The following is a 25,789-nucleotide window of genomic DNA, read 5'->3' as shown; positions in this document are numbered from 1 at the left end:
CCACACCACCGCTGACCTGCGAAAATACAGGTCAACGGCCTGCCCGCCCACCACCCCAGGAGCCCCGCATGAAGATGCTCATCAACGTCCCCGAATCCGTGGTCCCCGACGCCCTCCGCGGCATGGCCGCCGCCCATCCCGAGCTCACCGTCGATGTCGAGCGGCGCGTGGTCGTGCGCCGCGACGCGCCCGTCGCCGGGAAGGTCGGGCTGGTGTCCGGCGGCGGGTCCGGGCACGAACCGCTGCACGGCGGGTTCGTCGGGCCCGGCATGCTCGACGCCGCCTGCCCCGGCGAGGTGTTCACCTCGCCCGTGCCCGACCAGATGGTGCGGGCCGCGGCCGCCGTCGACAGCGGCAAGGGCGTGCTGTTCGTCGTCAAGAACTACACAGGCGATGTCCTCAACTTCAACATGGCCGCCGAACTCGCCGAGGACGAAGGCATCCAGGTCGCCAGCGTGCTCGTCAACGACGACGTCGCCGTGACCGACAGCCTCTACACCGCCGGGCGGCGCGGCACCGGGGCCACGCTCTTCGTCGAGAAGATGGCGGGGGCGGCGGCCGAGGAGGGCGCGCCGCTCGAGCGCGTCGAGGCGATCGCGCGCCGCGTGAACGAGTCCTCGCGCAGCTTCGGCGTCGCGCTCACCGCCTGCACCACGCCCGCCAAGGGCAGCCCCACCTTCGACCTCCCGCCCGGCGAGCTGGAGCTCGGTGTCGGCATCCACGGCGAACCCGGGCGCGAGCGGCGGGCGATGATGACCTCCGGCGAGATCGCGGACTATGCGGTGGGCACGGTGCTGGAGGAACTGCGGCCCAGCGGGCCCGTGCTGGCGCTCGTCAACGGGGCCGGCGGGACGCCCCTCCTGGAGCTGTACGGCTTCACGGCCGAGGTCCACCGCGTCCTGCGCGAACGCGGTGTCCCCGTCGCCCGGACGCTCGTCGGCAACTACGTCACCTCGCTCGACATGGCCGGGGCCTCGGTGACGCTGTGCCGGGTCGACGACGAACTGCTGCGCCTGTGGGACGCCCCGGTGCGGACACCGGGGCTGCGCTGGGGGTGTTAGGCCGTGCCGTGGACGGGCCCGTGCCACACCGTCGTGACGTTGCAGAACTCCCGGATGCCGTGCCCCGACAGTTCACGCCCGTAGCCCGAGCGTTTCACCCCGCCGAACGGGAACGCCGGGTGGGAGGCCGTCATGCCGTTGAAGAAGACGCCGCCCGCCTCCATGTCCCGTACGAAACGGCGCTGTTCCTCCTCGCTTCGGGTCCAGACGTTCGAACTCAGGCCGAAGGGCGAGTCGTTGGCCACGTCCAGTGCCTCGTCCATGTCCTGCACCCGGTAGAGCGCGGCCACCGGGCCGAAGGCCTCCTCGTGGTGGATGCGCATCACCGGGGTCACACCGGCCAGCACCGTGGGTTCGTAGTACCAGCCGCGGGACAGCGTCTCGGGGCGCTTCCCGCCGCACAGGGCCACCGCGCCGCGCTGCAGTGCGTCGTCGACGAGCTCCTCCAGGTCGGCACGGCCCCGTTCGGTGGCGAGGGGGCCGACGTCCGTGGACTCGGACATGGGGTCGCCGACCTTCAGCGCCGCCATCTGTTCCGTGAAGCGCGCCGCGAATTCGTCGTAGACGTCCGTGTGGACGATGAAGCGTTTGGCGGCGATGCACGACTGGCCGTTGTTCTGCACCCGGGCCGTGACCGCCGTGCGGACGGCGCGCTCCAGGTCGGCCGACGGCATCACCACGTACGGGTCGCTGCCGCCGAGTTCGAGGACCGTCTTCTTGATCTCGTCGCCCGCGACGGCGGCGACCGAGCGGCCCGCGGGCTCGCTCCCCGTCAGGGTCGCGGCGGCCACCCTGCGGTCGCGCAGCACGGACTCGACGGCGTCGGAGCCGATGAGCAGGGTCTGGAAGCAGCCCTCGGGGTAGCCGGCCCGGCGGAAGAGGTCCTCCAGGTAGAGGGCGGTCTGCGGGACGTTGGAGGCGTGTTTGAGCAGGCCCGTGTTGCCGGCCATCAGGGCGGGGGCCGCGAAGCGGATGACCTGCCACAGCGGGAAGTTCCACGGCATGACGGCCAGGACCACGCCCAGGGGCCGGTAGTGGACGCGCGCCTGCTCGGCCCCGGAGTCCTTCACGTCCTCCGGCAGCGGGCGCTCGTCCGCCAGCAGGACCGCGGCGTTCGCCGCGTACCAGCGCATGGCCTTGGCGCACTTGGCCGCCTCCGCGCGGGCGGCGGCGAGCGGTTTGCCCATCTCTGTGGTCATGATGCGGGCGATGTCGTCGCGGTCCTCGTCCAGCAGGTCCGCGGCACGGTCGAGCAGCAGGGACCGTTCGGCGAAGTCCGTGGCGCGGTAGCGGCGGAAGGCGGCGTGGGCGGTGGCCAGCCTCCGCTCGATCTCCTCCGGTCCGAGCGGGTCGAAGGTCTTGAGGGTCTCGCCGGTCGCGGGGTTGACCGTTGCAATGGGCATGGGTGGGTCCTTCCTCATGCTGCCTGTCATGCTGCCTCGAACGCGCCACACCTTTTGCCTGGATGATGCCGGGTCGATCGGCCCTCCCGCAGCACCGCCCGCCGAACGGGCTAGGGCCTGTCCGGCGGGTCGGCGCGGTCATGGCCTCACCGCGCGGCGGCCCACTCCAGGACGGCCATCGCGCCGGCGGGTTTCATGGCCGCCTGGGTCCAGGCCAGGGACCGCGGTCCGTCCAGGACCCGGCCCGAGACCTCGTCGCCCCGGCGGGCGGGCAGGCCGTGCATGAACGCCGCCCGCGGCCAGCGGTCCAGCAGGGCCTCGTCGACGTGGAAGGGGCGGAAGGCCTCGCGCCAGGCGGGGTCCGGGCGGGCGATGCCGGCGAGCTGCCAGCGGGTGGTGTAGAGGACGTCCACGTCGGGCGGCGCGGCGGCGAGGTCGTGGATCTGGTCGACGGAGGCGCCGACCGTGCCGGCCCGGCGGTCGGCCGTGCGCAGCTCCTCCTGCGGCATCCCGTAGCCGGCGGGCGTGGCGAAGGTGACGCGGGATCCGGGGACGGCGGCCAGCGCATGGGCGAGGGCGACGGCCGTGCTGTTGCCCTCGCCGAGGTAGAGCACGCGGATGCCCGTCAGGTCGCCGAAGGACAGGGCGAGGGTGGCGAGGTCGCACAGGCCCTGGGTGGGATGTTCCTGCGCGGTCAGGGCGTTGACGACGGGCATCCGTCCCTGCCGGGAGAGTTCGCGCAGTTCGTCCAGCGGGCCCGCGGTGCGGGCGACGAGGGAGTCGAGCACCGCACCGAGCACCCGCCCGGTGTCCCCCACCGATTCCCCGGTGCCCAGGTGGAGGTCGGCCGGGCCGAAGGCGACGGGTGCGGAGCCGAGCCGGATGGCGGCGGCCGTGAAGGCGGTACGGGTGCGGGTCGAGGCCCTGGTGAACAGCAGGCCCGTCAACTGCCCGGCCAGCGGGCGGTCATGGGCCCCGTGGTCGTGGAACAGCTCGACGGACCGCATGGCCAGGCTCATGATCTGCGGCGGCGCGAGCTCGGCCAGCGAGAACAGCCCGCAGGCGTGCCCGGGTTCGCGCCCGGGCCCCTGTCCGGGCCCCTGCTTGTTCCGGCGGTCGGTGGTGTCACTGCCCCGGCTGTCCGCACGGCCCGCCACGGCGCCTCCCCGAGACCGCCGGTACGGCGTGCGCCGCACCGGATCCCTGCCCCCGGATCGTCGAATGTAGGGGACACGTGATGCGTGCAACAAGGCGGTGAACTCGCCACCTCCGCCTCCGCCTCCACCGGGCTCCGCGGAAACGGACCGGCGCCCGCCGTGGGGCGGGCGCCGGTCCGGTCCGAGTGGCGGCGGGTGCCGGTGCTCAGCGGGGAGGCTGGTCCGCCGCGTCACCGGCCGCGCGGGCCGGGCCGGAGAGCGGGGCCGGGTTCTGCGGTCTGCTCCCCTCGCCCGCGGGGGCGGTCTGTCCCCGGCCGGCGGGCGAGGACGGCGGGTGCAGCGGGGCCGAGGCATGCTCGGCCCGCATGCGCCGGGCGACCGCGTGCCGGGGGCTGCCGTTGCGCCGGGACATGGCCATGCGGCGCACCGCCGTGATCCCCTCGATCTCCGCCTCTGCCGCCGGGGCCGAGGTGAGCAGCGTCCGGCCGGGCAGTCTGAACGTGCGGTAGAGCAGGGAGACCGCGGTCGCGGACGCCAGGCCGAAGCCCAGGCAGACGATCCACGGCAGCCAGGCCAGCCCGGTCCGCTCCCCCAGGTCCATGGCCCGGCCGACGACGAAGTTGCCGCCCATGGCCGCGAGCCCCGAGAACACGTAGAACAGGCCGAAGTACGTGCCCGTCAGCGCCTCGCGCCCGAAGCGGGGGATCATCTCCATCACCGTGGGGTGGGCGACCATGGTCCCGAAGTAGAGCATCAGTGAACCGAGGACCAGCACCAGCATCCGCGGCACCGAGTCGGCCAGTCCTCTGGACAGCGTGCCCTCGCAGACCAGCAGCGGCGGTACGAACCCGAGCCCCATCACGACGAGTCCCGCGCTCACCCAGCGCAGGCCGCCGCCGTGCCGTTCCAGCATGCGGGTGATGCGGAGCTGGAAGAGCATGTTCACCAGCGCGCCCAGGGCCAGCAGCACCCCGGCCGAGCCCGTCCAGCCGGAGGCCTTCAGGGCCCCGGCGGGCAGCAGCAGATAGACCTGGTTCTCCACGGTGATCATTCCGGTGGTGGCGAAGGAGAACAGCAGGAACCTGCCGTTGCCGAAGGCCTCGCGCCAGTCGGCGAAGACGGAGCTGCGGGCGGTGTCCACCGGGGCCTGGCGCGGGAGCACCATCGCCTGGGCCACCGTCAGCACCGTGCAGACCGCGGCCCCGGAGACCGCGAAGATGCGGAAGTCGGTCATGAACAGCACGCTGCCGAGCAGCAGACCGAGGAACGAGCCGACCGTGGCATAGACGTTGAGCAGGGCGAACGCCTCGGCGTGGCGGTCGCCCGACTCCAGCGCCACATAGGTGCGGACGGCCGGATAGAACATCGCCGCGGCGACCCCGCTGAGCAGGGAGGCCGCGAGCACCAGCGGCAGGGAGTTGCCGAAGGCGAACAGGGCGAACGCGACGGTCCGCAGGGCGCAGCCGGCGATGATCACCATGCGCGGCCCCAGTCGGTCGGCGGCCGAGCCGCCGAGGATGAACAGGCCCTGCTGGCTGAGCGTTCGCGCTCCCAGCACCAGTCCGACCAGTGCGGCGGACATGCCGAGCCCGTGCTCGAGATAGGCGGCGAGAAACGGCATCAGGAGGTAGAACCCGATGTCCACGCCGAACTGGTTGATGAATAGCAATCGCAATGCGAGGGGGAACTCGCGCGTCGCCCGAAGTGTCATCATGCACGTCCCTGTATTCAGCCCGAGCAGACGAAAGAACACCCTGAGCCGAGTGGGCGCCATGCACCCGGAGGGTTTGGCGGTGCGACATGGCGGCAGGGACGGCGGCCGGGACGACCTTGTGTTTCTCCCTGTTCAGGAGGCCTGATCACAGGTCAGAACGCCCCGGCGTCCAGCGCGTCGGCTCGCTTTTCCGTTCTTGGGAACGGTCGCACTCGCTGGATTGAGCGAGCGGTTGATCATATGCTTTTGTGGCGCATTGTCAGCGACTCCCGACTACGCTCGGAAGATACTCGCCAGACACTTTAGCAAAGCAGCCTCCTTCTCGATAGGGGCTGGAAAGCCTTCGGCCGCTGGAACGGCAGTCCCCACGAACGCACTTGCCCGCCGGGCTGCATTCCTCCGGCGTGCCCGCCGGCCCCGATGCACCCGGAGTCAATCGGGCATGAAAAAAGCCGAGTTCGCGTATCACGCACGCGAACTCGGCTTCGGCGCGGCCTATATGGGCCCCCGTCCCGTCACTCCCGGAACACGCTGGTGGCCACCCACATCAGCCCTGCCCACGAGCCGACCACCACGACGACGGCGAGGACGCCGCACACCCACGCGGCAAGGGGAACCGGTTCGGTCTCCGGCTCGGGTTCCGGTTCCACGGGACAGCATCGCGAGCAATGGACGGAAGGAGTGTCAGACATGCACGGCAGACTGCTCCGTCATATGCCCTGATCACAAGGCGGGTACCGGCCTGGTACGCACGCTCCCCCGGAGAGCCCGGAGCCCGCTGCTCACACGTCCCCGAGGCCCTCGAACCAGGTCGGCCCGCCCGCGGCGGCCAGCTTGATCCGCCGGACCGCGAACTCCTCCATCCCCGGCAGCGCGTCCACCGGGAACCAGCCCACCTCCAGCGACTCGTCGTCGTTCACCCGCGCCTCGCCGCCGACCGCCCGCGCGACGAAACAGATGTCCATGAACTGGCATACGTCGCCGTTGGGATAGGTGACCCGCTGCAGCGCCTCGACGAGCAGGACCCGCTCCGGGACGCACTCCACGGCCGTCTCCTCGTGCACCTCGCGCACGAGGGCCGCGGCCGGCTGCTCGCCGGGCTCGGGGATGCCGCCGATGATCGACCACTCCCCGGTGTCCGCACGGCGGCCGAGCAGCACCCGGCCCTCGTCGTCGCGGACGACGGCGCTCACGCCGGGCATCCAGAGCAGGTGGTGGCCCGCCGTGGCGCGGAGGGTGCGGATGAAGTCGGGGGTCGGCATGGGGTTGAGCTTAGGCGGTGCGTGTCCGGGTGCGGGACCGTGGTGGCTGATCGCGCAGTGCCCCGCTCAGGTCGTCCGTGGAGGCGGCGTACCCAGCCCCAGGCGGTCGCGGATCACGCGCACCGCCGCCTCCGCGTCGTCCACGGTGACCGTGAACGTACGCCCGTCGCCGAGCCGCAGCACGAAGCCCTCGCCGCGCCGGACGACGACGGCCGTGCCCTTCTCCGGGCGCCAGCGGTATCCCCAGCCGCCCCACTGGCGGGGCGTGACGCGGGGGTCGAAGTCCGCGCCGATCACCTGGGCGAGCGGGATGCGGGTGCGTGGCACACCGATGTGACCGCAGCGCACCTCCAGGTTGTCCGCGTCGACCCGCACGGCCACGTGGACGAAGGCGATGGTGCCGTAGAGCATCAGCAGCCCGGCCGCGACGCAGCCGACGACCGCCATCGTCAGGGCGGCGAGCCCGGACGTCCAGGAGCTGTCGACGGCGAGTTCGATGCCGAGCGCGAGGCAGGCCGCACCGGCGGCGGCCAGCAGCCACTGGATGCGGTTGGTCGCACGGCCCGTCCAGACGGCGGGCGGGGCGGCACCGTCCTCGGCGCCGTTTCCGGGGGTCCGCGGGTCCTCGGAGTGCTCCCTCATACGGGCAGCCTACTCACGTTCCGTGGGAGCGGCAGGGCTGCGGCGCCCCGTCAGGGGCGCTGGGGGCACCTCCTGCCCGGGCTTCGCCCCGGACCCCTGGGGTCGTGCGTCGGCCGCGGGCCGGTGGGGGCTTGTCGCGCAGTTCCTCCCCCAGCTACCGCTGGGAGGTGCCCCCAGCGCCCCTTACGGGGCGCCCCGGCTACGGGCGCGCAGGGCTCGCCGTGAGGAGCGAGCGGCCCTCGGGGTAGCTCAGGGAGGACGGCTCCAGCTCGCTCTCGCGGCCGGCGTCCAGCACGGTCAGGCCGCCCGTGGGCGCCGCGTCCGGGTCCGGGGCGGCACCGATGCGGCGCAGGGCCTGCGCGGCGACGGCCTCGGCGGAACCGTACAGCGGCAGGGGCGGGGCCGAGGGCTGCTGGACGGCGGCGCGGATGCGCTCGGCGACGAGCTCGTAGTGGGTGCAGCCCAGGACGACGGCCCGGACGTTGCGCGGGGTGCGGGCGGCGGCGTCCGCGATCGCGGCGTCGGCGGCGTCCGCGTCGGCCCACTGCACGGCGTCGGCGAGGCCCGGGCAGGCGATCTCGGTGACCTCGACTCCGGCGGCGAAGTCGCGGATCAGCCCGCGCTGGTACGGGCTGCCGGTGGTGGCCGGGGTGGCCCAGATGGCGACGGGGCCGCCGGCGGCGGCCGCGGGCTTGATCGCGGGGACGGTGCCGATGACCGGCAGTCCGGGTTCCAGCTCGGCGCGTATCGCGGCGAGGGCGTGGACGGAAGCGGTGTTGCAGGCGACGATCAGGGCGTCGGGCCGGTGCGCCGCGGCGGCGCGGGCGACGGCCAGGGCGCGCTCGACGACGTCCTCGGGGGTGCGGGGCCCCCAGGGCATCGTCCCGGGGGCGGCGGAGAGCACCAGGTCGGCGTCGGGCCGCATCCGGTGCACGGCGGCGGCCGCCGCCAGCAGGCCATTGCCGGAGTCCATGAGCGCGATCTTCACCCGGTCACTTTAATCGATGCGCCCCATGCGCCCCGCGCGGGCGGTCCGGGTGCGGCAGACTGCGGCGGGTGAGCGCGCTGACGTGGATCACCGTGGTTTCCCTGGTTTCCCTGGCCGCATGGCTCTGGCTGCTGCTGGCGCAGGGCTTCTTCTGGCGCACCGACGTCCGGCTGCCGCGCCGGACGCCGCCCGCGCAGTGGCCGTCCGTGGCCGTCGTCGTGCCGGCCCGGGACGAGGCGGAGGTGCTGCCGTCGAGCCTGCCGTCCCTGCTCGCGCAGGACTATCCGGGCCGGGCGGAGATCTTCCTGGTCGACGACGGCAGCACCGACGGCACCGGCGAACTGGCCCGCGCCCTGGCGGACGCGCACGGCGGGCTGCCGCTGACCGTGGACGCGCCCGGGGAACCCGGTCCGGGCTGGACGGGCAAGCTGTGGGCGGTGCGGCACGGCATGGCGCTGGCCCGGGCGCGGACGGACGCCGAGTTCCTGCTGCTGACGGACGCGGACATCGCGCATGCCCCGGACAGCCTGCGCGAGTTGGTGGCGGCGGCCGTGTCGGGCGGGCTGGACATGGTGTCGCAGATGGCCCGGCTGCGGGTGGCGACGTTCTGGGAGCGCCTGGTCGTACCGGCCTTCGTCTACTTCTTCGCCCAGCTCTATCCCTTCCGCCGGGTCAACAGACCGGGCGCCCGCACGGCCGCCGCCGCGGGCGGCTGCGTGCTGCTGCGGCGCGAGGCGGCCGAGCGGGCCGGGGTGCCGGACAGCATCCGGCAGGCGGTGATCGACGACGTGGCGCTGTCGCGGGCGGTGCAGCGCTCCGGCGGGCGGATCTGGCTCGGGCTGGCCGACCGGGTCGACAGCGTGCGCCCGTATCCGCGGCTGGCGCAGCTGTGGCGGATGGTCTCGCGCAGCGCCTACGCACAGCTGCTGCACAGCCCGCTGCTGCTGGCCGGGACGGTCGCGGGGCTGGCGGTGGTCTATCTCGTGCCGCCCGTGGCGGTGGTCGCGGGGGCCGTGACCGGTGACGTCGTCGCGCTCGCCGCCGGGGCGGGCGCGTGGGCGGTGATGACGGGGACGTATCTGCCGATGCTGCGCTACTACGGGCAGCCGCTGTGGCTCGCGCCGCTGCTGCCGTTCACGGCGCTGCTGTATCTGCTGATGACGGTGGACTCGGCGGTGCAGCATTACCGCGGCCGGGGCGCGGCGTGGAAGGGGCGGACGTACACCCGCCCGGAGGCCGCCCCCTAGCGGTAGCTGGGGGAGGAACTGCGCGAGCGACCACGATGCACCCGCAGCCGACGTTCTCGGGGCTGCGCCCCCGGACCCCTGGGGTGGTGTTTCGACTGCAGGCCGGTGGGGGCTGGTCGCGCAGTTCCCCGCGCCCCTTCGGGGCGCCGCCGCGCGGCCTCACTTGCGGCCGGGCGTCCACTGCAGGCCCCAGTCGTAGGCGCGGTCGAGGGTGCGCTGCGGGCTGACGCCGCGGTCGGGCACCAGGTAGCGGGCCTCGCGGCGGACGACGAGGCCGTTCCCGTCGTGGGTGAGCAGGGCCAGCGCGCAGACGGTGGACGGCACGGTGCACTCGTCCAGGGCGAAGTCGACGGGCGCGCCCTGCTGCGGCCGGAGGGTGACGGTGGCGTGGAGGCCGGCGAAGGAGGCGGCTCCTTCGTAGATCGTCACGAAGACGAGGATCCGCCGGAAGGCGGCGGCGTGGTCCAGGTCGACCGAGAGGTTCTCGCCGTCCGCCGCGGCGCCGGTCCGGTCGTCGCCGTCGAGGTGGATGTACGGGGGCCGGTGCAGCGAGCCGAAGGAGTTGCCGAGCGCCTGGACCACGCCCTTGGTGCCGTCGGCGAGTTCGTACAGGGCTCCCAGGTCGAGGTCCACACCGGCGGCGGGGGCCCGGCCGAGGCGGGCGCGCCGGCCCCTGGGCTCCTGGCGCATCTGCCAGTTGAGGTTGACGTGCAGGGTGCCGGAGGTGCTGCCCTGTTTGGCGAGCGAGACGGCCGGGGCCTGCTTGGTCAGCGTGACCCTGCCCGGCCCGGCGGGCCGTGTCGCGGGGGCGGCGGGTTCGGCGGCGCCGGCCCCGTACGCGGCCGCCAGGCCCGCCGGGCCGTCGGCCCAGCCCTGGCCCACCGCCCGGAACCGCCAGCCGCCGTGCCGCCGGTAGAGCTCGCCGAGGACGAGGACGGTCTCCACGGTGGCGTCCCGGCTGTCGTAGCGGGCGAGTTCGCCGCCGTCGGCCGCGTCCAGGACGCGGATGTGCACATCCGGCACCCGGCCGAAGTCCCCGTCCTCGGCGGCGGCCGTGAACAGGACGCGCTCGACGGCGGGATCGAGTACGCCGAGGCCGACGGCGAAGGTGTCGGTCACGGTGCCGCCGGCGGAGCGCCTGCCCTCGTGGCGTACGGCGCCGGAGGGGTGCACGGGCAGGCTGCGGGAGACGGTGTCCGCACCGGAGCGGACCCGGCCCTCGGCCGTCAGCAGTGCGCAGGCATCGGTCACGGACGCACCCGGTCCGGAGCCCCTGACCACTTCCACGCGCACCGTCCGCACGGATATCGGCGCATTGGCGCCCTTGAGCATGCCCATCGTCCACCCCACCCCTGAAAGATCCCTGAGAAACCCTGAGAATCCCTGAAGGAACGGTCGGCCTTTACACGATCCCTACGTACCTTGACGACCGTTTTTCCCGGGTTCGCTCGGGTTGGGGAGCCGCACCTGCTCCGAGCTTGCGAAGGAACCCCCATACCCGTCTCCCCAACCGGAGCACCATGGGCTTAACTTATGCGCTATGACCTCCCCCCGCAGTGCCTACGGTGGCGGCTACTACGCCACGTCGTCGTTCAAGGACACCCCCATCTACGACAGCCTCGTCGCCGAGCGGGGCACCCCGCAGATCGCGCCCATCCGCGTGTCGTCGCCGTACGACTTCGGCAACAGCAACCTGCCGGCGCTGCCGGCCCTGCCCTCCGGGCCGTCCTCGGCCCCGGCCCCGCAGTACGCCGCCCCGGCCCCGCAGCCGGGTCCCGTGCAGCCGATGGGCCTCCAGCAGGCGGCTGCCCCGTACATCCCGCCGCAGGCCTCGGCGCCGCGCGGCTACCCGGGCCCGGCCGCGGCCCCCGCGGGCTACGAGGCGATGCGCCCCGTCGCGCCGCGCCCCGCCCCGGCGTCCTACGAGGACCCGTACAACCGTCAGTACCCGCAGCAGGGCGGCTACTGACGGACTCCGCCCGCCGCATTCGGTCCGGCAGTTCAACTGCCGGACCCGGCTGGCAGACTGGCGGTATGCCCACACCTGTACTGAGTTCGGTCCACGTCTATCCGGTCAAGTCGATGGCGGGCTGTTCGCCGGACGAGGCGACCGTGGAACCGTGGGGGCTGGCCGGGGACCGGAGGTGGCTGGTGACCGAGCCGGACGGCCGGTTCATCACCCAACGGCAGCTTGCACGGCTCGCGTTGGTATCGGCGCAGCCGCTGCCGGGCGGCGGGGTCCGGCTCACGGCGCCGGGGGCGGAGCCGCTCGACGTGGCCGTTCCCGTACCGGCGGAGCAGGGCGGCACGATTCCCGTGACGGTGTTCCGGGACAAGGTGGAGGCGGTGCGCGCGGGGGACGCGGCCGCCGCCTGGGTGAGTGCCTTTCTGGGGACCGAGGCACAGCTGGTGCACATGGACGACCCGGCCGTCCGGCGCCAGGTCGACCTCGACTACGGTCGCCCGGGCGACATGGTGAGCTTCGCCGACGGCTATCCGCTGCTCGTGACGACCACCGGTTCGCTGCACGCCCTCAACGCGCTCATCGCCGAGGACGGCATCGCCGCCGAGGGCCCGCTGCCGATGAACCGCTTCCGGCCGAACGTCGTCATCGACCGCACCGGCCCCTGGGCCGAGGACGACTGGCGGAGGATCAGGATCGGCGAGGTCGTCTTCCGGGTCGTCAAGCCCAGCGGCCGCTGCGTCGTCACCACCACCGACCAGGCCACCGCCGAACGCGGCAAGGAGCCGCTGCGCACCCTCGCCCGGCACCACCGGATCGGCGAGCGGCTGGTGTTCGGGCAGAACCTGATCCCCGAGCACACCGGAGTGCTGCGCGTCGGCGACCCCTTCGAGGTCCTCGACTGAGGCCGCCCGCAACCGCCGTGCGCACCGCCGCCCGTCAACGCGCCGCATGCGCAGGCCTCCACGGAGGGTGATTTTGCTCTCTCCGCCGTCTTCCTCCGCATGCGCCGCTCCCGGTGAGGTATTTACGGACGCGTAAGGGGGTGAGCACTGTGCGCGCAATGCGGTTCGTATGGCGGTGGCGGCGCAATCCTCTGCGCCGCCGGAGCGATGTCGTCGAGGCCTGGGCGGGCGTGGCCGCGGTGGTGCTGATGCTCGTGCTCGGCACGGCGGCGGGCTGGGCGGTGGGCTCCTTCGCCCACGGCGCCCTGCGGGAGGCGGTCCGTCAACAGCAGCAGCACCGGCATCTGGTGAGCGCCGAGGTGGTGCGCTCGGTGACGGGCACACCGGCGGAGCCGGACCACGAATCCACCACCGGGCGCGAGGGGTACGGCCGGTTCCTGGCGCGCTGGCAGGACCCGGACGGCGTCGAGCACACCGGCCTGGTGGCGCTGCACCAGGCGCCCGGGCCGGCGGACCGGTTCCCGCTGTGGACGGACGACGAGGGCCGGATAGCCGGTCGCCCCATGGACCGGGCGACGGCCGTCGTGCACGCGGTCCTGGCGGGCGCCGCCGCGGCCGCGGGTGCGGCGGGGCTGGTGGAGGGCGTGCGCCGGGTGGTCGTATGGCGCCTGGTGCACCGGCGGTATGCGCAATGGGACCGGGAGTGGCAACAGGCCGGGCACACCTGGGGACGGGCGGACGCGGGAAGCTGACCGGCCGACTCCCGCGGTCCGCGCGCGCTACGGTGGTGCGGCCGGTACTCATCCGTCCCGGGTGGACGCATGCACGAGGTGGGGGCACAGCAGCACCATGGCACAGGGCTCGGTCCAGGTGACGCACACCGGCACGTCGCGCTGGCGACGCCGCACGGGAGAGTACGACTCCCTCTCATCGGCCCTGGACGCGGCCGCCGACGGGGACGTGCTGTGCCTGTCCCCGGGCACCTACCGGGAGAACCTGGTGGTCTCCCGGGCCGTCACCCTGCGCGGCACCGAGGGCGCGCCCGGCGCGGTGCGGATCGCCCCGACCGAAGGCGTCGCCGTCACCGTGCGCGCCTCAGCCCGGCTGGTCGACCTGCACATCGAAGGCCACGACGCCGCGCAGCCGGCGCTCCTGGTCGAGGGCGGCGCACCGGAGTTGGAGGGCCTGCGGGTGGTGACCCGCTCGGCCGCGGGCATCGAGGTGCGCGGGGGCGCCCGGCCGACCGTGCGCGCCTGCACCGTCGACAATGCGGGAGGCGTGGGCATCAGCGTGCTGGACGGCGCGGGCGGGGTCTTCGAGGACTGCGAGGTGGTCGCCGCGGGCCAGGCGGGCGTCTCCGTGCGCGGCGGGGCCGCCCCCCGTCTGGAGCGCTGCCGGGTGCACCACGCGCGGGGCGCGGGGCTGTCGCTGACCGGCGAGGGCAGCACGCTGGAGGCGGCCGGCTGCGAGGTCTACGAGATCAAGGGCACGGGCGTACAGGTCACTTCGCGCGCCGCCGGGCGGCTGACGGACTGCCGGGTGCACCGCACCTGCGGCGACGGGGTCTCGCTGGACACCGACGCCGTCCTCTCGCTGGCCGACTGCGACATCCACGACGTCCCCGAGAACGCGGTGGACGTGCGGGCCCGTTCGGTGCTGACGCTGCAGAGGTCGACGGTGCGCCGGTTCGGGCGCAACGGCCTGTCCGTGTGGGATCCGGGCACCCGGGTCGAGGCGGACCAGTGCGAGATCCACGACAGCACCGGCGACTACCCGGCGGTGTGGGTGAGCGACGGCGCCGGCGCCGTCCTCGGCTCGTGCCGTGTGCACGACGTGCCGGACGCCCTGTTCGTCCTCGACCGCGGCTCGCGCGTCGAGGTCTCCGGCAGCGACCTGTCCCGGGTGCGCGGCACGGCGGTGTCGGTGAGCGGCGGGGCGACGGCGCTGCTGGACGACTGCCGCGTCCGCGAGGCCACCACCGGGGTCTGGTTCCGCGGCCACGACAGCGGCGGCAAGCTGACCGGCTGCACCCTGGACGCGACGTCGACCGGCGTGATCGTCACCCAGGGCGCGGACCCGGTCGTCGAGCGCTGCACGGTGAGTTCACCGGCGGAGGCGGGCTTCTATGTGTCCGCCGAGGGCCGGGGCACCTTCCACGGCTGCCGGGTGACCGGCAGCAGCGGCTACGGCTTCCACGTCATCGACGGCTGCCGGACCACGCTGACGAAGTGCCGTACGGAGCGATGTGCGCGCGGCGGCTACGAGTTCGCCGAGGGCGGCCCCGTCAGCGAGGGGTGCACGAGCGACGAGCCTGCGGCCCCCGTGATGCGCGCCGTGGAAACGGCGCACCGGCCGCTCGTCCCGCCGATTCCCGAGCAGCGCACCACCGACTCCGCTGCGGTGTCGGCCCGTTCGTCCTCGACGGTGCTCCGCGAACTCGACACGCTGGTCGGCCTCGAGAGCGTCAAGCGCGAAGTGCGCGCCCTGATCGACATGATCGAGGTCGGGCGCAGGAGGCAGCAGGCGGGGCTCAAGGCGGCGTCCGTGCGGCGGCATCTGGTCTTCACGGGCTCGCCCGGCACCGGCAAGACGACGGTGGCCCGCCTGTACGGCGAGATCCTGGCGGCGCTGGGGGTGCTGGAGCGCGGGCACCTGGTGGAGGTCTCCCGGGTGGACCTGGTCGGCGAGCACATCGGCTCGACCGCCCTGCGCACCCAGGAGGCGTTCGACCGGGCGCGCGGCGGGGTGCTCTTCATCGACGAGGCGTACGCGCTGTGCCCCGAGGACGGAGGGCGGGACTTCGGCCGCGAGGCCATCGACACGCTGGTGAAGCTGATGGAGGACCACCGCGACGAGGTCGTGGTCATCGTCGCCGGCTACACGGCCGAGATGCAGCGCTTCCTGACGGTCAACCCCGGTGTGGCGTCGCGCTTTTCGCGCACGATCACATTCGGGGACTACGCGCCGGACGAGCTGCTGCGCATCGTGCAGCAGCAGGCGGACGAGCACGAGTACCGCCTCGGCGAGCGGGCGGCGGAGGCCCTGCTCGCCTACTTCGCGGCCGTCCCCCGGGGCCCGGCGTTCGGCAACGGCCGCACGGCGCGCCAGACCTTCGAGGCGATGGTGGAGCACCACGCGGGGCGCGTGGCGCGGCTGCCCTCTCCGAGCACGGAGGACCTCACGCTGCTGGTGGCGGAGGACTTGCCGGCGTTGCCGTGAGCCCTGCGGGCGGCTGGGGAGGGGCGGCGGTCCGGGACCGCCGGAGACCACTGCGGTGGCTGCTCGCCGTTGCGGCGGGAGTCTCGTGCGGCGCGCGTCACGCGGCCGCGAGCACCGGGGGGAGCAGCCGGGGCAGGCCTGCCCGAAACTCCCTCCGCCGCGACGGCGGGCGACCACGACGGCGGTCTCCGGCGGTGCCGAACGGACAGCGACCCTCACGTGGGACAATGCATGCCCGCAGGGCGCATGGCGTAGAAGGGACGGCCGGGTGGGCGACAACCAGAATCTCCTGGCGGAGCAGCGGCGCGCCCTGATCCTCGACGAGGTCAGGCGACGCGGCGGGGTACGGGTCAACGAGCTGACGCGGAGGCTCAACGTCTCGGACATGACGGTCCGCCGCGACCTGGACGCCCTCGCCCGCCAGGGCCTGGTGGAGAAGGTGCACGGCGGCGCGGTGCCCGTCGCCGAGCCCACCTCGCACGAGCCCGGCTTCGAGGCGAAGGCGGTCCTGGAGCTGAGCGCCAAGGAGAACATCGCGCGGGAGGCCGCCAGGATGGCCCCGCGCGGCAGCGCGATCGCCCTCGCGGGCGGCACGACCGCCTACGCCCTGGCGCAGCAGCTGGTGGACATCCCGGACCTGACGGTGGTCACCAACTCGGTACGCGTCGCAGACGTCTTCCACAGCACGCAGCGCACCATGACGGCCTCCGGCCCGGCGGCCCGCCCGGGCGCGGCGACGGTGGTGCTCACGGGCGGGGTGCGCACCCCGTCGGACACCCTGGTGGGCCCGGTCGCGGACGCGGCCATCCGCTCGCTCCACTTCGACGTGCTGTTCATCGGGGTGCACGGCATATCGGTGTCGGCGGGCCTCTCGACGCCCAACCTCGCGGAGGCGGAGACGAACCGTCACTTCGTCCGCTCCGCGCGCCGGGTCGTGGTGCTGGCCGACCACACCAAGTGGGGGACGGTGGGCCTGAGTTCGTTCGCCTCGCTCGACGAGGTGGATGCGCTGGTGACGGACGAGGGCCTGCCGGAGGCGGCCCGTGCGGAGATCGCGGAACGGCTGCCGGAACTGGTGGTGGCGGGCCCGTCCGAGACCCCCTAAGGTGTCCGCGACCACGTGGTCCGCCGATGTTCCGGGGGTGCTGGGATGCCGCTCAGGAAACTCCGTCCCGTCGGGCCGGCCTTCGCCGGTACGGCGCCGCTGCGGTTCGCGTTCACAGCACGGATGGCGGCCGCGCCGGAAGCGGTGTACCGCGCGCTGGCCGACGAAGTGGAGGCCTGGCCGCGGTGGTTCGGCGCGGTGACGCTGGCGCGGCCGCTGGAGACGGAGGGCCTCGGCGGGCGTGAGGTCCGGCTGCGGGGAGGGCTCCGCTTCCGTGAGACGATCACGGCCGCGGACGAGCCGAAACGGTACGCCTACCGTGTCGACCTGACGAACGCCCCCGGTGTCCGGGCCCTGTCGGAAGAGTGGGCCCTGCTCCCGGTGGGCGCCGGAACGGTCGTCACGTGGACGGTCGCCATGGATGCGGCCCCGCTCATGGGCCCGCTGCTGCGGCTCGTCCGGCCGGGCGTGGCAGGGGAGTTCCGCCGGGCGGTCCGCGCCCTGGACCGGCGGCTCGCGGCCGGCTGAGACGCGCCGGCGTCAGGGCCAGCGGCCCGTCGCCAGAAAGGTGCTGATGGCGAGGGCGTACGGCGTGATGTCCAGGCCCTGTTGGGCGAGCCAGGCGTCGGAGTAGTACTTGTCGAGGTAGCGCTCGCCGGGGTCGCAGATGAGGCTGACGATGCTGCCGCGCCGCCCCTCGCCGGCCATCTCGGCAACGATCTTGAGGGCGCTCCACAGCCCGGTGCCCGTCGAGCCGCCCGCCTTGCGCCCGATGGCCTGCTCCAGGGCGCGCACGGCGGCGACGCTCGCGGCGTCCGGGACCTTCATCATGCGGTCGATCGCACCCGGCAGGAAGCTTGGCTCCATACGGGGCCGCCCGATCCCCTCGATGCGCGAGCCGAACTCGCTGGTCGCGCCCGGGTCATGATGGCGCCAGCCGTCGAAGAAGCAGGAGTTCTCGGGGTCGGCCACACAGATGCGGGTGTCGTACTGCATGTAGCGCACGTACCGGCCGAACGTCGCCGACGTGCCCCCGGTGCCGGCGGTGGCGACGATCCAGACGGGCTCCGGGAAGCGTTCGTTGCGGAGCTGGCTGTAGACGGACTCGGCGATGTTGTTGTTGCCCCGCCAGTCGGTCGCCCTTTCCGCGTAGGTGAACTGGTCGATGTAGTGGCCGCCGGTCCGCTCGGCGAGGGCGGCCGCCTCGATGTACATCGCCCAGGGGTCGTCCACGAAGTGACAGCGCCCGCCGCGGAATTCGATGAGCCGGCACTTCTCGCGGCTGGTCGTGCGCGGCATGACGGCGATGAAGGGGACGCCGATCAGCTGGGCGAAGTACGCCTCGGAGACGGCGGTGGAGCCGCTGGAGGCCTCGATGACGGGGGACTCGGGGCGGATCCAGCCGTTGCACAGCCCGTAGAGGAACAGCGAACGGGCGAGGCGGTGCTTCAGGCTCCCGGTGGGATGGGTGGACTCGTCCTTGAGATAGAGGTCGACGCCCCACTCCTCGGGGAGCGGGAAGCGCAACAGGTGTGTGTCCGCCGACCGGTTGGCGTCGGCCTGCACCTTGCGGACGGCTTCCTTGAGCCAGGTGCGGTAGGCCGGGTCGCTGCGGTCCACGTCGACGGTGGGCACGGGGCCCCCGGACTGCTGTGTGCTGTTCACGCCGGGCTCCTCACGGTGGCCCCCGGCTCCCAACATAAAGGGGTACTGGTGCACGGGCCTCCGCACGGGCAGACTGCGCACGGAGGACCTTCCGGCCGGAGAGGCGGTGCGCCGTGGCAGAACCGGAGTTCACTGCGACGGGGGTGGGGATCGAGCGCGCCCGCAGGTCGCTCACCCGGGCCGGCCAGGTGAAGATCCACGACGGCAGGCTGGAGCTGCTGACCAGCTACGGCCGGGAGATCGACAGCGCGCCGGTGGTCTCGGTCCACGCGAGCAAACCGTGGTTCGCCTCCAAGGACCGGGCCCGGGCGACCGTCAACGGCACCCGGTACGTGCTGACGCTCGGCCGGCGCGACGCGGATCCCGGCGATGCGGCGGACGCCGCGGTCGACCGATTCCTGGCGGCAGTGCGGGCGGCGCACGAGGGCACCTGACGGGCGCACGAGTTGCGCACGCGGCCATGAGCACCGACGCTTGTTGCGTACCGGTATCACCGAGGGTCCTGCGCATATCGACAGTCCGTATCGACAGCGCACTTCTGCATCAGGCTAGCCCTACTTCTTCAGGGAGTCGCAGCCGTGATCAGCCGAGTGAACAAGCACTGCACCGTTGAACTCCAGGCTCTCCCCCCTCGGATCCGCCAGGTGCGCAGAATCGTATCTGCGCAGCTTCGCTACTGGCATCTCGATCCGCTCATCGATTCCGCGGCGCTCGGGGTCACCGAGCTGCTGACCAACGTGCACCTGCACGCGCAGCCGGACAAGCGCTGCACGGTCGAGATCGACCTGGTGCCGGAGCGGCTGACGGTCTCGGTGCGCGACCACGATCCGCGGCTGCCGTGCATCAAGGTCGCGGACACGGACGGGCTGACCACGCACGGACGCGGCCTGGCCCTGGTGGCGGCGGTGAGCGAGAGCTGGGGCGTACGGGAACGCCAGGACGGCGGCAAGGTGGTCTGGTTCACGCTGCCGGTGCCGACGGCCGCCCCCTGCCCGGTGAATGCTGCCCCACCCCTGGAGACGGCCGCGGTGCTGAGCTGAAGCCGGGCGCGCCCCGTCAGGGGCGCGGGGAACTGCGCGACCAGCCACAGCGAACCCGCACCCGATCAGGAACCGCACCCCAGTACGGCCAACGGATCGTCCAGCACCGGCTGCCACGCCGCCTCGGCCGCACCGATCAGACTGCCGTGGTCGAGCGTGCACGCGAGAATCGGCACGCTCCCGCTCCGCCCCCACAGGCTGCGGTCGGCGACCACGGCCCGCAGCCGTTCGGGGTCGGCCTCCAGCAGCTCGCGGTGCAGACCGCCCAGCAGCACACGGTCCGGGTTGAGGATGTTGACCAGGCCTGCGAGCCCGAGCCCGAGCCGGTCGATGAGCAGTTCCACCGCGGCCCGCACGCCCGGGTCCGCGTACTCGGAGCGGATCAGGTCCCGGGACTGCTGCAGCAGCGACACCGCGGGGCCCGGCTCCCGGCCCGCCGCGGTGACGAAGGCCAGCGGGTCGGCCTCGACGTCGAGGCAGCCGCGGCTGCCGCAATGGCAGGGCAGGCCCGCGGGGTTGACGGTGAGGTGGCCGACCTCCAGGGCGAGCCCCGAACTGCCGCTGTGCAGGCGGCCGTCGAGCACGAGCGCACCGCCCACGCCGCGGTGCCCCGTGGCCACGCACAGCAGGTGCCGGGCGCCCCGGCCCGCGCCGTGCCGGTACTCGGCGAGGGCGGCGAGGTTGACGTCGTTGCCCGCGACCCCGGCGAGCGGAGCGCCGCCGGGGCCGGTGACCCCGGCCTTGGCGAGGGACTCGGTGAACAGCTCGCGCACGGGCGCGCCCGCGGGCCAGGAGAGGTGCAGCGGGTTGAGGGCGGTGCCCTCCGGCTCGGCGACGGCCGAGGGCACGGCGAGCCCCGCGCCCAGGCAGCGGCGCCCGGTCCCGCGCAGCAGCCCGGCGCCCGCGGCCACGACGGCGTCGATGATGTGCGAGGGATCGGCGGGGACGGTCATACAGCCCGGTGCCGTGGCGACCGTCCGGCCGCCGAGCCCGACGAGCGAGGCACGGAAGCCGTCCGCGTGGATCTGCGCGGCGAGGACGACGGGGCCGTTCGGCGCGACGGACAGGCGGTGCGACGGCCGGCCCTGGGAGCCGGCGGCCGCCGCCGGGCGGGCGTCGACCTGGATCAGGCCGAGCGCCTCCAGCTCGGCGGCCACGGCCCCGGCGGTCGCCCGGGTCACGCCGAGTTCCGCGGTGAGGACGGCGCGCGTGGGGGCGCGACCGGTGTGCACGAGCTCCAGGGCGGGGCCGAGGGCGCCGCGGCCCCGCTCCAAACGTGTTGTCCGAGTCTGGGTCACACCTCTATTCTGACTTTGTGCCGACGCTGAACAAAATACGGACGGCCATTTTTCCGGGGGCGCACCGGGCCCCGGACGAATCGGCACTCCGTATCCTCCGCGCCCGACTGACCCTCTTCTTCGCCCTCGACGGCTTCCTCTTCGCCGGCTGGGTGGTCCGCATCCCCGCCATCAAGGAACGCACCGGCGCCTCCGCCGGGGCCCTCGGACTGGCCCTGCTCGGCGTGTCGGCGGGCGCGGTCGCCACCATGATGATCACAGGTCGGCTGTGCCGGCGCTTCGGCAGCCACCCGGTCACGGTCGCCTCGGCGGCCCTGATGTCGCTGGGCATCGCCCTGCCGCCGCTGGCCGGTTCGGCGCTCGCCCTCGGCCTGGTGCTGCTGGTCTTCGGCGCCGCCTACGGAGGCCTCAACGTCGCCATGAACAGCGCGGCCGTCGACCTCGTCGCAGCGCTGCGCAGGCCCGTGATGCCGAGTTTCCACGCCGCGTTCAGCGTCGGCGGGATGCTCGGGGCGGGACTCGGCGGCCTGGTCGCCGGGCAGTTGCCGGTGACGGCGCACCTGCTGCTCCTGACCGCGCTCGGGCTGGCCGTCAGCGCCGCGGCGGGCCGGGGGCTGCTCGCGCACGCGGTACCGGAGCGGGAACAGCCTGCTGCTTCTGCACCCCATTCGCGCCGCCCGGCCGGCCGCCTGGTCGCCGTCTTCGGCGTGATCGCCCTGTGCACGGCGTACGGGGAGGGTGCGCTGGCGGACTGGAGCGCGCTGCACCTCCAGCAGGACCTCGCCGCCCCCGCGGGCGTCGCGGCCGTGGGCTACTCCGTCTTCGCCCTGGCCATGACCATCGGCCGGCTCGCGGGCAGCACGCTGCTCGCGCGGCTCGGCCAGACGCGCGTCCTGGTCGCGGGCGGGGCGATGGCGGCGGCCGGGATGCTGCTGGGCGCGCTGGCCCCGACGGTGTGGGCCGCGCTGGCCGGCTTCGCGGTGACGGGCCTGGGTCTGGCCAACGTCTTCCCGGTCGCGGTGGGCCGCGCCGGGGAACTGGAGGGCCCGGGCGGCGTGGCCGCGGCCTCGACGTTCGGCTACGGCGGCATGCTGCTGGGCCCGCCCGCGATCGGCTTCCTCGCCGAGGCGTACACCCTGCCGGTGGCATTGACGACGGTCGCGGCGCTGGCCGCGATGGCAGCGGTGATGGCCTACGGAACCCGGCGAATGATCCGGTAGAAGGACCGGGAGAATGCACCCCATGCACACCGACTGGCGCTGCACCGGCCTCCGCTGGTCCCCGGCCGAGGGCCCCGCGCTCACCTGGCACCACCCCGCCCACGGCGACCGCCTCTCCCCTCTCCCGCCGGAACGCCGACTCGCCTTCACCACCGGCCCCGCACGCCACTGCACGGGCGTGCGCCGCGCCGGCCGCCACACCCCGTGCCCGACGGAGGCCGTCGTCCCGCCGGCCGCCGTGTCGGCGCAATGCCCCGAGTGCGCGCGCCTGGACCGCTCGCACTCCGTCGCGGCCGACACGGCCGCCGACGACCCCCGCCCGTACGACGTCTACCTCGCCTGGTTCGCCCCGGGCCTGATCAAGGTCGGCATCACGGCGACCGAACGCGAGGGGGCCCGGCTCCTCGAACAGGCCGCGCTCTCCCACGCGTTGCTCGGCCGGGGCCCGCTGATGGCCGCCCGCCGCGCGGAGTCGGTCCTGGGCGCGGCACTCGCGGTACCGGACCGCTTCCCGTACGCGGCGAAGCGCGCAGCCCGCCACCCCGTGCCGCCGCAGGCCGCGCGCGCGACGGAACTGGCAGACCTGCACGCCCGCGCGTGCCGCCTCCCCGGCCTCCCGGAGTCGCTGGCGGTACGGGAGTTCGCGCCGGTCCACCACGACGCCACGTTCCACCTGGACCGACTGCGCCCGGACCCCGGCGTCGTGGCCCTCGCCCCCGGCTGCACGGTGGCGGGGCGGGTGGCGGCGGTGGCGGGCCCGGACGTGTACCTGGAGTCGGCGGACGGGCGGTTCCTGCTGCTGGACGCCCGGCAGTTGGCGGGCTGGGGCCTCGCGGCGGCGGCGCCGGATGCGGAAACGACGGCGGACGTGCGGAACGACGGGGCGACGGCGGAGGGTCCCGAAGCCCTTTTCTGAGCCAGCGGTCGACGCACTGCACTTCGCGCGAAGCGCTCAGTCGCCCTCGGCGAAGATCTCTTCGGCCGTGGAGACGACGAACGCCTGGTCGAGCCACCGATCCAGGACATCCAGGTCGGAGCAGTCGGCGAGGCGCTCCCTCACCTCGTCGGGCACGGAAATCCCCCTCCGCTCCAGCACACGCAGCACCAACCGTGCGCGCTCCTCGGCCTTGCCCTCGGCGAGCCCCTCGGCGACTCCGTCGGCCTTGCCCTCCAGGTACTTCTCCTCGACGAGCGTGCCACGCCCGGGGAAGAAGGAGCCCACACCCATCAGATCCCTCCAGATTTCTCTCGCCTGGTCGTCTGCCAGGCCGACTTCCAGCAGTTCCGAGTAGTAGAACTACTCGCTCGTCACCGCTCGCACGCCATCGCTCAGACGGGCCGAATCCGACGGGCCCAGCCGCAACGGAAGGCCGTCCTTGAACGTCAGCACAACCTCCATGGTCCCCGAACGCCAGTCCTGGCGGACGTCCTTCACTCCTCTCTCCTCACCCTCTACGACGATCACGTCCCCGGGCTTCACGCGTTGCGACCACACTCGCGTCATTGCCATCCCTGTCCGCCTTTCACTCAGGCGCCCGGTTCGGTGCATTGCCAGGCCCACCGGCCTGATGTTGGTCCTCCCTGACTCCCGCTCGCCTCTGTTCTTCGACGGTCGCCAGCCTCAGCGCCTCTGGCAGTGCGTCCCACTCACGGCCACCGCCGGGCGGACGCAGTTGGATGTACGGCCCTTCATGCCCCATGAGCCGGCCGATCTCGCCTCGTCCCTTGTCCACCACCCACGAGCCCACTCGGTAAGTCATCGGCGCCGACCGCCTGTTCAACCCGTTCCTCCTCATCTCAGCCATGCCACGCAGTCCGCGTGGCAAGGTGAATGCTGTTGCTCCAGTGAACGACCACGACCGGAGTACGGGTGACCTCCTGAGGTGACGCCAGGATGGAGTCAGTCGTGCCGCCGCAGGTACTGTCGCCCTGAACCGGGGAGGAGGGTCAGGATGCAGCAGGCGCCCCGTGAACACCTCGCCGCTGGGCTACTTGACGACGAGCAGTTCCGGCATGCGTGCACCAACCGGGACATGGGTACCGTATTCCGCTTGCTCAATCACCGCGGTTTCAGCACCCGCCTCATCGCCGAACTCGCAGGGATCACGCAAGGCCGACTCTACGATTACATGAACGGGAGGAGGCGGGTGGAGAAGCTGGCGATCTTTGAACAGATCGCCGACGGTTTTCGCATCCCCGGGCATATGCTCGGACTTGCAACCCGGCCTTGGGAACCTCGAGTTCATACAGCCAAGGGCATGTCACCACCGCAGGTGGCCGACGATGACGACCTCGCCGCCATGACCACGTTCCGGGACGCGGACAGGGCAAGCGGCGGAGGACGTCTGTACGCAGCCGTCGTACGTCACTTGAGCAACACCGTTGCCCGTCGTCTGGTCGACGCCAACAACGAACCCCAAGTCTTCGCAGCGGCAGGGGCCTTCGCGGAAATGGCCGGGTGGATGGCCCACGACTCAGGCCGTGACGAACTCGCCGAAAGGCACTTCGCACGTGCACTGACTCTCGCGCAGGCGGCCGGAGATTCGTTGCTCTCCGCCAACATCGCGGCCAGCAGCAGTCACCTGGCTCTCCAGAGAGGAGATCCGGCCGGCGCCGCGCACTGGGCGCACATCGGCCTCGACGCTGTCAGCCGCGGGCCTTCTGCCCCTTCACTCACCGCAAGACTCCACGCTATGAAGGCGAGAGCTGCTGCCGTGGCCGACCAACCGGCCACCGCCTCACGTGCTTTGGACCGGGCGCACCATGACCTGGGAAAACAGCAGACCGCTGCACACCCTTGGGTGAGCCCTTTCGACATGGCCTCTCTGGCAAGTGAAACCGCCCTCGCCATGCGGGACATGGGGAAGTACGACGACGCCGTGAAACATGCCGAACAGGCAATCCGACTGTGCGAGAAGGGACGAGCGCGTTCCCTCGCATTGAGCCGCATCACCTTGGTGACCGCCCACGCCTACCGTGCCGACATGGACGCCGTCGTACAGTTCGGTCGAGACCTGCTGTCCACCGACCCGTCGCTGAGCTCGGTACGAGTTGCCAACCACATGGCGGACCTGAGGCGTCGGCTGGTGGAATACCAGTCCTACTTGCCCATGAGAGATTTTCTGGCGCATCTGGACGACTTCGCACGGACACGGTCACTGCTGCTCGCCGACCTCATGCCGCCTCGTGGCGAAGGCAGTCCGACATGAAGCCGACGCCATCGGATCCTGCTGCATGGAACGCGTACCTGGCGGAGGGAAATGCCAGACAGGCCCGCAAACGCGTCGCCGCTGATGTGCTTCTGCGTGATGCAGCCGGGGATTTCCTCCTCGTCAAACCGACCTATAAGCCCGGGTGGGATCTTCCCGGCGGCATGGCCGAGGCCAATGAGGCACCTGATCTCGCAGCGATTCGCGAGCTCAGGGAAGAACTCTGTCTGACCGCAACGATCCGGGGTCTGCTGGTCGTGGACTGGGTCGCGCCGCACGGGCCATGGGACGATCAACTGGCGTTCATTTTTGACGGCGGCGCAATCGACAGCGACACAGCCGCCGAAATTCGCCTCGCAGACGGCGAGCTGTCCGAGTTCGGCTACTTCCCTGTCGGCGAAGCGAAGAGGCTGCTCCGACCACGCCTCGCCCACCGCTTCATGGCTGCCGTTACTGCGCTCGGTGACGGGGTGCCGCGATACCTCCGTGGGGAGGCGAGCGGGACGGCGGCGAAGGCCGGGATGTAAACACGGCCAGGAGCTCCCGTTACGCGCCGCACCAGCGGACATGTGCGGGCGTCCACCAATTGCGGCTGCTCCAGGTCGCCATGACCAACTCGCCTCCCCTGCAGGAGGAATGGACCCCCGGCTTCGGCCGGACAGCCGCCGTCACCCGGCTGCCCGCGCGCCAA

General features: G+C 72.7%; 25 protein-coding genes. 14 read left to right on the top strand and 11 right to left on the bottom strand.

All coding sequences use genetic code 11. From position 1 onward, the window contains the following. The first annotated feature begins 68 nt into the window (after window positions 1-68). Entirely contained in the window at window positions 69-1,061 is a 993-nt protein-coding gene (gene dhaK / locus HG542_RS17735; protein WP_171082560.1) for a dihydroxyacetone kinase subunit DhaK, read from the top strand. Here dhaK and HG542_RS17730 read toward each other — a convergent pair. The 7 genes from HG542_RS17730 to HG542_RS17705 form a co-directional block, all read right to left on the bottom strand. After that, window positions 1,058-2,464 carry an NADP-dependent succinic semialdehyde dehydrogenase gene (locus HG542_RS17730; RefSeq protein WP_171082558.1) on the bottom strand — a complete coding sequence of 469 codons (1,407 nt, stop codon included), beginning with the start codon at window positions 2,462-2,464 and terminating at the stop codon, window positions 1,058-1,060. The two genes, dhaK and HG542_RS17730, sit on opposite strands and share 4 nt — an antisense overlap. Before the next feature lie 146 nt (window positions 2,465-2,610). Continuing rightward, entirely contained in the window at window positions 2,611-3,621 is a 1,011-nt protein-coding gene (locus tag HG542_RS17725; RefSeq protein WP_229922436.1) for an ornithine carbamoyltransferase, read from the bottom strand. Between the two features lie 205 nt (window positions 3,622-3,826). After that, the gene (locus HG542_RS17720; RefSeq protein WP_229922435.1) at window positions 3,827-5,296 is read right to left on the bottom strand and encodes an MFS transporter; all 1,470 of its coding nucleotides are present in this window, start codon (window positions 5,294-5,296) and stop codon (window positions 3,827-3,829) included. A 554-nt stretch (window positions 5,297-5,850) separates the two neighbouring features. Beyond that, window positions 5,851-5,985: a hypothetical protein gene (locus HG542_RS35155; RefSeq protein WP_255315994.1), complete on the bottom strand. Its 135-nt coding sequence runs from the start codon at window positions 5,983-5,985 to the stop codon at window positions 5,851-5,853. A 132-nt stretch (window positions 5,986-6,117) separates the two neighbouring features. Next, window positions 6,118-6,597, bottom strand: coding sequence for an NUDIX hydrolase (locus tag HG542_RS17715; protein ID WP_171082554.1), 480 nt, complete (start codon window positions 6,595-6,597; stop codon window positions 6,118-6,120). Between the two features lie 66 nt (window positions 6,598-6,663). After that, window positions 6,664-7,239 carry a hypothetical protein gene (locus tag HG542_RS17710; RefSeq protein ID WP_171082552.1) on the bottom strand — a complete coding sequence of 192 codons (576 nt, stop codon included), beginning with the start codon at window positions 7,237-7,239 and terminating at the stop codon, window positions 6,664-6,666. Window positions 7,240-7,438: 199 nt separating this feature from the next. Further along, entirely contained in the window at window positions 7,439-8,227 is a 789-nt protein-coding gene (locus tag HG542_RS17705; RefSeq protein ID WP_171082550.1) for a glutamate racemase, read from the bottom strand. A 68-nt stretch (window positions 8,228-8,295) separates the two neighbouring features. Here HG542_RS17705 and HG542_RS17700 point away from each other — a divergent pair, with 68 nt between their 5' ends. After that, window positions 8,296-9,474 (top strand): glycosyltransferase, encoded by a 1,179-nt coding sequence (locus tag HG542_RS17700; protein ID WP_171082549.1) that lies wholly within the window; start codon window positions 8,296-8,298, stop codon window positions 9,472-9,474. A 159-nt stretch (window positions 9,475-9,633) separates the two neighbouring features. Here the strand turns inward: HG542_RS17700 and HG542_RS17695 are convergent, their stop codons facing one another. After that, complete coding sequence (locus HG542_RS17695) at window positions 9,634-10,812, bottom strand: TerD family protein (protein ID WP_171082547.1); 1,179 nt, start codon at window positions 10,810-10,812, stop codon at window positions 9,634-9,636. 202 nt (window positions 10,813-11,014) lie between these two features. On the opposite strand from HG542_RS17695, the gene HG542_RS17690 reads away from it, so the two are divergent. The 6 genes from HG542_RS17690 (at window position 11,015) to HG542_RS17665 (ending at window position 17,194) form a co-directional block, all read left to right on the top strand. Next, on the top strand, window positions 11,015-11,443 hold the full coding sequence (locus HG542_RS17690) for a DUF6643 family protein (protein ID WP_171082544.1): 429 nt from the start codon (window positions 11,015-11,017) through the stop codon (window positions 11,441-11,443). Window positions 11,444-11,508: 65 nt separating this feature from the next. Further along, window positions 11,509-12,342, top strand: a complete 834-nt coding sequence (locus HG542_RS17685) for an MOSC domain-containing protein (RefSeq protein ID WP_171082543.1) — start codon at window positions 11,509-11,511, stop codon at window positions 12,340-12,342. Between the two features lie 158 nt (window positions 12,343-12,500). Beyond that, on the top strand, window positions 12,501-13,094 hold the full coding sequence (locus HG542_RS17680) for an Rv1733c family protein (protein ID WP_171082540.1): 594 nt from the start codon (window positions 12,501-12,503) through the stop codon (window positions 13,092-13,094). 97 nt (window positions 13,095-13,191) lie between these two features. Further along, complete coding sequence (locus HG542_RS17675) at window positions 13,192-15,561, top strand: right-handed parallel beta-helix repeat-containing protein (RefSeq protein ID WP_171082538.1); 2,370 nt, start codon at window positions 13,192-13,194, stop codon at window positions 15,559-15,561. A gap of 268 nt (window positions 15,562-15,829) precedes the next feature. Continuing rightward, complete coding sequence (locus HG542_RS17670) at window positions 15,830-16,666, top strand: DeoR/GlpR family DNA-binding transcription regulator (RefSeq protein WP_171082536.1); 837 nt, start codon at window positions 15,830-15,832, stop codon at window positions 16,664-16,666. A 45-nt stretch (window positions 16,667-16,711) separates the two neighbouring features. Further along, on the top strand, window positions 16,712-17,194 hold the full coding sequence (locus tag HG542_RS17665; protein WP_171082534.1) for an SRPBCC family protein: 483 nt from the start codon (window positions 16,712-16,714) through the stop codon (window positions 17,192-17,194). Window positions 17,195-17,206: 12 nt separating this feature from the next. Here HG542_RS17665 and HG542_RS17660 read toward each other — a convergent pair whose 3' ends face one another. Then, complete coding sequence (locus HG542_RS17660; RefSeq protein WP_308110430.1) at window positions 17,207-18,331, bottom strand: PLP-dependent cysteine synthase family protein; 1,125 nt, start codon at window positions 18,329-18,331, stop codon at window positions 17,207-17,209. Window positions 18,332-18,444: 113 nt separating this feature from the next. Between HG542_RS17660 and HG542_RS17655 the strand changes: the two genes are divergently transcribed. Together HG542_RS17655 and HG542_RS17650 are read left to right on the top strand one after the other, a co-directional pair. Continuing rightward, a complete protein-coding gene (locus HG542_RS17655) occupies window positions 18,445-18,765 on the top strand; it encodes a hypothetical protein (RefSeq protein ID WP_171082530.1) in 321 nt (106 codons plus the stop codon). Between the two features lie 144 nt (window positions 18,766-18,909). Further along, window positions 18,910-19,371, top strand: coding sequence for an ATP-binding protein (locus tag HG542_RS17650; RefSeq protein WP_171082528.1), 462 nt, complete (start codon window positions 18,910-18,912; stop codon window positions 19,369-19,371). A gap of 65 nt (window positions 19,372-19,436) precedes the next feature. On the opposite strand, the gene HG542_RS17645 is transcribed toward HG542_RS17650, so the two are convergent. Then, window positions 19,437-20,669: an ROK family protein gene (locus HG542_RS17645; protein WP_171082526.1), complete on the bottom strand. Its 1,233-nt coding sequence runs from the start codon at window positions 20,667-20,669 to the stop codon at window positions 19,437-19,439. A 17-nt stretch (window positions 20,670-20,686) separates the two neighbouring features. Here HG542_RS17645 and HG542_RS17640 point away from each other — a divergent pair, with 17 nt between their 5' ends. Beyond that, window positions 20,687-21,889, top strand: a complete 1,203-nt coding sequence (locus tag HG542_RS17640; protein ID WP_171082525.1) for an MFS transporter — start codon at window positions 20,687-20,689, stop codon at window positions 21,887-21,889. Window positions 21,890-21,902: 13 nt separating this feature from the next. Continuing rightward, window positions 21,903-22,805: a DUF2797 domain-containing protein gene (locus tag HG542_RS17635; protein WP_171082523.1), complete on the top strand. Its 903-nt coding sequence runs from the start codon at window positions 21,903-21,905 to the stop codon at window positions 22,803-22,805. A gap of 36 nt (window positions 22,806-22,841) precedes the next feature. Here the strand turns inward: HG542_RS17635 and HG542_RS17630 are convergent, their stop codons facing one another. After that, window positions 22,842-23,117: an RpnC/YadD family protein gene (locus tag HG542_RS17630; RefSeq protein WP_171082521.1), complete on the bottom strand. Its 276-nt coding sequence runs from the start codon at window positions 23,115-23,117 to the stop codon at window positions 22,842-22,844. Between the two features lie 724 nt (window positions 23,118-23,841). Between HG542_RS17630 and HG542_RS17625 the strand changes: the two genes are divergently transcribed. Both HG542_RS17625 and HG542_RS17620 read left to right on the top strand, forming a co-directional pair. Beyond that, window positions 23,842-25,098: a helix-turn-helix domain-containing protein gene (locus HG542_RS17625; RefSeq protein ID WP_171082519.1), complete on the top strand. Its 1,257-nt coding sequence runs from the start codon at window positions 23,842-23,844 to the stop codon at window positions 25,096-25,098. After that, window positions 25,095-25,625: an NUDIX domain-containing protein gene (locus HG542_RS17620; protein ID WP_171082517.1), complete on the top strand. Its 531-nt coding sequence runs from the start codon at window positions 25,095-25,097 to the stop codon at window positions 25,623-25,625. The genes HG542_RS17625 and HG542_RS17620 overlap by 4 nt, the downstream gene beginning before the upstream one ends. Window positions 25,626-25,789: the final 164 nt, after the last annotated feature.

Source organism: Streptomyces morookaense (genome assembly GCF_013030945.1).
GTDB lineage: Bacteria > Actinomycetota > Actinomycetes > Streptomycetales > Streptomycetaceae > Streptomyces > Streptomyces morookaensis.
The sequence above is the reverse complement of the archived record's forward strand: the minus strand, read 5'-3'. Positions and strand labels throughout refer to the sequence as shown.

Excerpts from the sequence above, each read along its gene's own strand:
- HG542_RS17665 (WP_171082534.1), top strand. The coding sequence starts at position 16,712 with ATGCCGCTCAGGAAACTCCGTCCCGTCGGGCCGGCCTTCGCCGGTACG.
- HG542_RS17625 (WP_171082519.1), top strand. The coding sequence starts at position 23,842 with ATGCAGCAGGCGCCCCGTGAACACCTCGCCGCTGGGCTACTTGACGAC.
- dhaK (WP_171082560.1), top strand. The coding sequence starts at position 69 with ATGAAGATGCTCATCAACGTCCCCGAATCCGTGGTCCCCGACGCCCTC.
- HG542_RS17635 (WP_171082523.1), top strand. The coding sequence starts at position 21,903 with ATGCACCCCATGCACACCGACTGGCGCTGCACCGGCCTCCGCTGGTCC.
- HG542_RS17620 (WP_171082517.1), top strand. The coding sequence starts at position 25,095 with ATGAAGCCGACGCCATCGGATCCTGCTGCATGGAACGCGTACCTGGCG.
- HG542_RS17730 (WP_171082558.1), bottom strand. The coding sequence starts at position 2,464 with ATGCCCATTGCAACGGTCAACCCCGCGACCGGCGAGACCCTCAAGACC.
- HG542_RS17675 (WP_171082538.1), top strand. The coding sequence starts at position 13,192 with ATGGCACAGGGCTCGGTCCAGGTGACGCACACCGGCACGTCGCGCTGG.
- HG542_RS17685 (WP_171082543.1), top strand. The coding sequence starts at position 11,509 with ATGCCCACACCTGTACTGAGTTCGGTCCACGTCTATCCGGTCAAGTCG.
- HG542_RS17680 (WP_171082540.1), top strand. The coding sequence starts at position 12,501 with ATGCGGTTCGTATGGCGGTGGCGGCGCAATCCTCTGCGCCGCCGGAGC.
- HG542_RS17630 (WP_171082521.1), bottom strand. The coding sequence starts at position 23,117 with ATGGGTGTGGGCTCCTTCTTCCCCGGGCGTGGCACGCTCGTCGAGGAG.
- HG542_RS17715 (WP_171082554.1), bottom strand. The coding sequence starts at position 6,597 with ATGCCGACCCCCGACTTCATCCGCACCCTCCGCGCCACGGCGGGCCAC.
- HG542_RS17690 (WP_171082544.1), top strand. The coding sequence starts at position 11,015 with ATGACCTCCCCCCGCAGTGCCTACGGTGGCGGCTACTACGCCACGTCG.
- HG542_RS17695 (WP_171082547.1), bottom strand. The coding sequence starts at position 10,812 with ATGGGCATGCTCAAGGGCGCCAATGCGCCGATATCCGTGCGGACGGTG.
- HG542_RS17710 (WP_171082552.1), bottom strand. The coding sequence starts at position 7,239 with ATGAGGGAGCACTCCGAGGACCCGCGGACCCCCGGAAACGGCGCCGAG.